The 5,810-nt window shown below is 43.8% G+C and carries 11 protein-coding genes; 4 read left to right on the top strand and 7 right to left on the bottom strand.

Annotated elements, in window-relative coordinates; genetic code table 11:
- On the top strand, positions 1 to 711 hold a 711-nt coding region (locus F6K20_RS21730), incomplete at its 5' end, for an aspartoacylase (RefSeq protein WP_287295989.1).
- Between the two features lie 467 nt (positions 712 to 1,178).
- Here F6K20_RS21730 and F6K20_RS21725 read toward each other — a convergent pair.
- The 6 genes from F6K20_RS21725 to F6K20_RS21700 form a co-directional block, all read right to left on the bottom strand.
- Positions 1,179 to 1,838 carry a Uma2 family endonuclease gene (locus F6K20_RS21725; RefSeq protein ID WP_287295987.1) on the bottom strand — a complete coding sequence of 220 codons (660 nt, stop codon included), beginning with the start codon at positions 1,836 to 1,838 and terminating at the stop codon, positions 1,179 to 1,181.
- Positions 1,839 to 2,140: 302 nt separating this feature from the next.
- On the bottom strand, positions 2,141 to 2,602 hold the full coding sequence (locus tag F6K20_RS21720; protein WP_287252920.1) for a DUF29 domain-containing protein: 462 nt from the start codon (positions 2,600 to 2,602) through the stop codon (positions 2,141 to 2,143).
- 25 nt (positions 2,603 to 2,627) lie between these two features.
- Positions 2,628 to 3,203, bottom strand: coding sequence for a Uma2 family endonuclease (locus F6K20_RS21715; RefSeq protein WP_044494519.1), 576 nt, complete (start codon positions 3,201 to 3,203; stop codon positions 2,628 to 2,630).
- A 321-nt stretch (positions 3,204 to 3,524) separates the two neighbouring features.
- Entirely contained in the window at positions 3,525 to 3,767 is a 243-nt protein-coding gene (locus F6K20_RS21710; RefSeq protein ID WP_131827110.1) for a GNAT family N-acetyltransferase, read from the bottom strand.
- Complete coding sequence (locus tag F6K20_RS21705) at positions 3,768 to 3,935, bottom strand: hypothetical protein (RefSeq protein ID WP_287255895.1); 168 nt, start codon at positions 3,933 to 3,935, stop codon at positions 3,768 to 3,770. It abuts the gene before it with no gap.
- Positions 3,936 to 3,981: 46 nt separating this feature from the next.
- Positions 3,982 to 4,140, bottom strand: a complete 159-nt coding sequence (locus F6K20_RS21700) for a hypothetical protein (RefSeq protein ID WP_287255897.1) — start codon at positions 4,138 to 4,140, stop codon at positions 3,982 to 3,984.
- A 124-nt stretch (positions 4,141 to 4,264) separates the two neighbouring features.
- Here F6K20_RS21700 and F6K20_RS21695 point away from each other — a divergent pair, with 124 nt between their 5' ends.
- Positions 4,265 to 4,537, top strand: coding sequence for a hypothetical protein (locus F6K20_RS21695; RefSeq protein WP_131827470.1), 273 nt, complete (start codon positions 4,265 to 4,267; stop codon positions 4,535 to 4,537).
- 169 nt (positions 4,538 to 4,706) lie between these two features.
- Positions 4,707 to 4,832 (top strand): hypothetical protein, encoded by a 126-nt coding sequence (locus F6K20_RS21690; RefSeq protein WP_267872032.1) that lies wholly within the window; start codon positions 4,707 to 4,709, stop codon positions 4,830 to 4,832.
- Positions 4,833 to 4,850: 18 nt separating this feature from the next.
- Here F6K20_RS21690 and F6K20_RS21685 read toward each other — a convergent pair whose 3' ends face one another.
- The gene (locus F6K20_RS21685) at positions 4,851 to 5,273 is read right to left on the bottom strand and encodes a hypothetical protein (protein ID WP_154659892.1); all 423 of its coding nucleotides are present in this window, start codon (positions 5,271 to 5,273) and stop codon (positions 4,851 to 4,853) included.
- On the opposite strand from F6K20_RS21685, the gene F6K20_RS21680 reads away from it, so the two are divergent.
- A complete protein-coding gene (locus tag F6K20_RS21680; RefSeq protein ID WP_009149639.1) occupies positions 5,263 to 5,514 on the top strand; it encodes a hypothetical protein in 252 nt (83 codons plus the stop codon). The two genes, F6K20_RS21685 and F6K20_RS21680, sit on opposite strands and share 11 nt — an antisense overlap.
- Positions 5,515 to 5,810: the final 296 nt, after the last annotated feature.

The following is a 5,810-nucleotide window of genomic DNA, read 5'->3' as shown; positions in this document are numbered from 1 at the left end:
CCTGTCACTGGTTGCACAATTAGCCCTAAGACAATACCCGCTAAAAACCGCTGTGACGGTACCTATGAACAAACCAGAGCCAAAGAGATAGCTCAAACCCTAGGGCCAAAAGGCAATTCCAAGGTAGATTTTATTCTAGATTTGCACAGTACCAGTGCTAATATGGGGTTTACTATAATTCTCGTCAACAACGACCCCTTTAATTTGCAACTCGCTGCTTATCTGAGTTCCCTTGACCCCTTAGTTAGAGTTTATAGTTCCATTGAACCAGGTAAAGAAAATACCTTTCTAAGATCCCTATCTAACTTCGGGTGTTGTATTGAAGTCGGTCCCATTGCACCAGCTAGTCTCAAGGGCGCTATTTTTCAAAAAACTGAAGCCTTAATTCACGCCACGTTAGATTATATTGAAGACTATAATAACGGTAAACTATTATCAAACACTTATCCTCTAACCATTTATCACTATTTAAAAGTAGTTGACTATCCCAGAAACGAAGCTGGTGAACTAGAAGGTATGATTCATCCTCAGCTCCAGGGCAGAGATTATCAAGAACTTAATCCTGGTGACCCCATGTTTCTTACCTTCGATGGCACCACAATTTACTATGAAGAAGAAGCCACCGTTTGGCCAGTATTTATTAATGAAGTTGCCTACTATGAAAAAGGAGTAGCGATGTGTTTGACTAAAAAAGAGATAGTTAGGGAGTAGGGAACAGGGAATCGGGAATCGGAACCCACCCCTAACCCCTCCCAGGAGGGGAACGGGAATCGGGAATCGGGAATCGGGAAAGATATAGGGTGATGGGGTGATGGGGTGATGGGGTGATGGGGTGATGGGGTGATGGGGTGATATCAGGTTCGGATAATTAGTTATAAAAAACTTTATCCCTTGAAACCTTACTCCTTTACTTCTGCCTTCTGCCTTCTGCCTTCTGACTTCTGCCTTGTTTTTGCCCCTAGTATAAGTATTCAACCGGACATGATATGATGGGAAGATGGGGAGAATACAGAATTTTATTGCTGATAAAACTTTGATTAATTACTAATTACTAATTATAGCGTTTTGCCTGTAGCTTAAGTAGAATCCCGACTCCCGATTCCCTCGGTGCGCGCCTCCTAGGGCGAGTAAATCGCCCTTGGGTCGCGCACCGCTCCCGACTCCCGACTCCCGATTCCCTACTCCTGACTCTGTAATCCCTGCTGCAATATTTCTAAAACTTTGGCTAAATTTCCGGCTAATAACGCCGCTTTATCTAACCATAATCCAGGGAAAATTTCTGAACAAAGTATGCCCTCAGGATTGGTTTCCAGTTGAGTATAGTCCCCTTCCCTTAACCGAAACCAATCAAATTCACCATCATCAACTCGCCATACCAAATATTCTTGTACTCCATTACGACGATAAACGTTTAATTTTTTATGTAAATCAATAGAAACAGTGCTAGCCGCAATTTCTACGATTAACTCCGGCGCACCTTCTACATAATCATCCTCAGTAATGATTGATTGTCCATCTTGTTCTATTCTCAATAACGCATCAGGTTGCACTTCGTTATCAGCATCTAGGCGCACAGTTGTGTTATCGAGTGTTTCTACTCCTGGTCTACTTGCTTCATAGGTTCCTAACCATGTCATAATCCGAGAATGGGGTTTGCCATGTTTTTTTTTTGCTCGTACAGGAGATGCCATGTAAACAATTCCTTCAATTAATTCGGCTTTTTTCAAATCAGCCATAGCGGAATAGCGACGCTCAAATTCAGCAAGGGTTAGTTGATCCCCATTTTCTAAAGGAGGAATAGTCGGGTCCCGAGTAATTGTGGCAGTTGATGTGATCATTTTTGGCTCTACTTTACTTGTTATTTAACAGGGAACAGGGAAAGAGTGGGGCGGGGGCGCGGGGAGATGGGGAGATGGGGAGATGGGGAGATGGAGATGAGGAGATAGGGAGATGGGGAGAATGCAGAATTTTATTGCTGATAAAACTTTGATTAATTGCTAATTACTAATTATAGCGTTTTGCCTGTAGCTTAAGTATAATCCCGATTCCCGATTCCCTCGGTGCGCGCCTCCTAGGGCGAGTAAATCGCCCTTGGGTCGCACCGCTCCCGACTCCCGATTCCCGACTATTCAAAACTGATTTATTCCTTCGGCAACCATTCGATATCCAGTAATTGGTCAAGACAGTAGGGACATTCTGGAGGTAAACTTACGGAATTCTGAGTTTTTATCGTCACAAATCCTAAGGCATCGTTATAAATAGAACTCAGTTCATTATCTAGATAATTACGGAGATTAGTCGTTAGTTTACGTTTGAGCTGAATTCTGAAGTTATAGATTTCCCCTTGCCAGTGAACTGCATTATAATCATATTCACTTGTCCAATATTGCAGGAATAATAAATGACGGATAACTTGTTCTAAAAGGCTAGCTACGGCATTTTTCTTCTCTCTGCCCAAATCCTCTAACTCCTCAATTAAGTTATCCCAATCTAGTTGATTAAATTCTTTATTTTTCAGGAGCTTAATCGTTTCTTCTAGCCATTGGACATCATCAATGTCGTAGAGATTTTTTAAATCTAAACTACTATTTATACTACTCATAGTCAATTGTTCATAAAAATATCACTTACTTTTCTATATCAAACACTCCAGATACTTTTAAAGTAATATCCTTAAATCCAGGAGATAACACTAACTCATCACCAGAAAAGCTACCAACTTCTGTATAACTTGTTCCTGTCAGTTTTAAAACCAATATAGTTTTACTTTCCGGGTCCACAATCCAGTATTCAGGAATAGCACAATCCTGATATTGGATTCTTTTCGCAATATAGTCTCGCTCTCGTTGTAACTCTCCTGGGCTAACCACTTCAACCACTAATAAAGGCGGTGACATAGAGAGGCGAATGGTATTACGCTTTGATAATTGTTGAATATGCTCTTCTCGAATAATGGTCAAATCAGGATAACGGTTTTTCGGTTCACCTCTAACTTCTAATTCTAATCCTTGACCCCGGACTCTACGATGACCTACCAGTAAAGCAAACCTAATCAATAAAAACGTAGCAATTTCAACATTTACTCCCGACTCTGGAGGCATTTCAATTAACTCTCCATTAAATAACTCATAGAAGTTTTCTGAGTTATCATTGTAGGATAAATACTCATCAAAGCTTTGAAATTTATGGGTCAGTTGTACCATCATTGTTCACCGGCAAAGTCCGGTGCATTACGTAAGCTATCAGCTAATGCGCTACGCGCACGCTACTTGAGGTGCTAATCAGCTAATCAGCTAACACACCATTCATAGTTCACGTGGAAAGTCCGGTGCGTTACGCCTAGCGGCTAACACACCCTACTTACTAATATAATGTTAGGATAATTACCATTAATACCAATCTCCCCATCTCCCCACACTCCCCACACTCCCCACACTCCCTACTCCCTACTCCCTACTCCCTACTCCCTACTCCCTAACTTCTTACTACTCCGATACGCTTCAGTCAATGACGTCAAGTAAGGTTTAAGGCGACGATCCACGAATTGAAGCATGGGTTGGTTGCTCTCTCCCACCGCACAGGTATAGTAAGGAATATCGCTCTGGAGTTGAGCCATGATAGACTCTGCAATCAGCATGGCACCACGGCCACGCCGTTGGAACCCCCTGTCGGCGGTTTTCCGGGTGGACGAACAGGGAAAGAATGACAGCAGTAGTGGTGTCGGTTTTGGGGTCTTTGCGCAGTTCTGCCACCAGCAAGCCTACCATTTAATCCTTTTCCACTGCTGCTAAACCCAGCAGTTCTCCTAAAAGGCTGGCACATTGCCAGTGGCTAGCAATGCTGGGGCAGGTGTAGTCATCGTATTCTAAGGAGGTAGTAGCATCAAAGTTTTCGAGCCACTGATAGGTAACTTGGGGGGAGTAGGTGGTGGTCACTGGTTTGGGGAATCGGGAATCGGGAATCGGGAGTCGGAACCCACCCCTAACCCCTCCCAGGAGGGGAACGGGAGTCGGGAATCGGGAGTCGGGAATCGGGAATCGGGAGTCGGGAGTCGGGAGTCGGGAGTCGGGAGATTAATCGTAGGGTGGGCAGTGGCAAGCTACCGAAATCGGCAAGGTTGGTGAAGAGCTGATCAGCCACTGCCCACCAGAGCCCAAACTACTTTTTTTTATCTATTTCTTACTCTATCGGTCATGCATTTATCTGTCATGCAGCCAGCAAATGCCATCGCGCTTTACTTCAGGATGCATCTAATTATTGCTGTTTGACCCAGTCGGTGGAACGGGTATCAGGCGTAGAACCGGCATCTTGCCGGTTATCAATATTCCCAAGCAGGCAGGATGCCCACCCCACTGATATGCATGCCGAATGGGCATCAGACGTGGAATGGGCATTTTGGTGGAACCTTCTGCGACTAATGCCCGCCAGGCACGGCTCCCGTGGTAACCGAAAACGAGTTAGTAGCACAGGTAGCTCGGAAATTTATCCAGGCAAATCGCGCGCCATCCGAGACCAAAAAGGGATTTTGACATTTTGATCGGATAGTGGTAAATTAAGGGCACTACTCTGCGTCGTCGCCCGCCAAAGGATTTTTATTTACGCCACGCGCCACCACGCCCTGTCTGGGAGAGAGACTCGGAGACTGACTCCTCATTTTGCCCCTCATTTTTCCTTGCCACCACCTTACGAGAAACAGGAGCGTTGCCTTGCCCACTATTGCCTTGCCACCACCTTACGAGAAACAGGAGCGTTGCCTTGCCACCACCTTACGAGAAACAGGAGCGGTCTGTTTGGGGGTTAGTTTTTTCTTGGGCATGGTTTCATCTCCATAGAATTAAACTTTCTGTGGTTTAGCTTATTGAGTTGGCTGTGGCTGTGTCAATAGACATCTCCAGAAACTCGGTTTTGACCCAGGCAGTGCAAGGGTTTGAGGTTAATTTTTGGAGATGTCTAATAGGTTTTTTCTCACGTTTTGTTACGTGGGGAGATGGGGAGATGGGGAGATGGGGAGATGGGGAGATGGGGAGATGGGGTGATCTGGGTACAAGTAGAATCGTAGGGTGGGCAGTGGCAAGAATCGCGAAATTGGCAAGCTTGGGGAATATATCATCAGCCACTGCCCACCAACCCTGCCCACTGCCCACTGCCCACCAAAGGGGTATTTTATTATAATTTATAGTGTGCGCTATGGGCATAATCTGATAGCTGATAGCTTGCCTATAATCAGGCATACCATTACGTAAACGAACGAGTAAACTTGTGATGGAAAACAAAGTAATCGATGTGAGTGAGCTAAGTCCAAAACAGATTGCTATCATTACAGAAATTGTTGAGACTTTTAAGTTAGTCGCTCAACAAACTAATTTACCCGAAGATTTAAGCAAAGCTGAAACTTCCAAAAAATCCTTAAATCTTGCCGAGAGAATAAAACAGCGTTTTGCCCATTTATCAGATGTAGAAATTACCCAAATTCCCAGAGATAAAATGCGTACTCCTCCTCTATTTGATCAATGATCATTTTAGATACTAATGTTATTTCTGAGTTGATGAAAGGTAATATAGCGTTGATCACAGTTATGAGGTACAGTATTCTTTGAAGCTGATTCCCTGTTAGGTGCGCTTTCCGCATCTAATTATTAAATTCGCCACGGGTCGCACCTCTTGATGCAGCGCATCCCTATTACCTATTACCTATTACCTATTACCTATTACCTATTACCTATTACCTATTACCTATTACCTATTACCTATTACCTATTACCTATTACCTATTACCTATTACCTATTACCTATTACCTATTACCTATTAC

It is taken from the genome of Moorena sp. SIO2C4 (assembly GCF_010672485.1).
Lineage (GTDB): Bacteria > Cyanobacteriota > Cyanobacteriia > Cyanobacteriales > Coleofasciculaceae > Moorena > Moorena producens.
This window is presented reverse-complemented; position numbering and strand designations above follow the sequence as displayed.